At 33.5% G+C, this 275-nt stretch carries 1 pseudogene; it reads left to right on the top strand.

Features of this window, described 5'->3' with window-relative positions:
• Positions 1-275, top strand: a pseudogene (locus PF021_RS08540) (elongation factor 4); the annotation flags it as partial.

The raw sequence follows: 275 nt of genomic DNA, 5'->3' as shown, positions 1-275 counted from the left end.
ATCATAACTCCAAGCGAATATTTAGGAAATTTAATCACTCTTTTAAATCGCAAACGCGGTATGCAGGTTAAGATGGATTATATTACCCCTGAGCGTGTTTTACTTGAGTATGATATACCTTTAAATGAAATCGTTATGGACTTTTACGATAAACTCAAATCACTCACTAAAGGCTATGCTAGTTTTGATTATGAGCCTATTGAATTTAGAGTGGGTGATCTTGTAAAACTTGATATTAAAGTAGCTGGTGAAAATGTTGATGCACTAAGCATCAT

It is taken from the genome of Helicobacter ibis, assembly GCF_027859255.1.
Lineage (GTDB): Bacteria > Campylobacterota > Campylobacteria > Campylobacterales > Helicobacteraceae > Helicobacter_D > Helicobacter_D ibis.
Note: the sequence above shows the minus strand (reverse complement) of the source record. Positions and strands in the feature narration are given on the sequence as shown.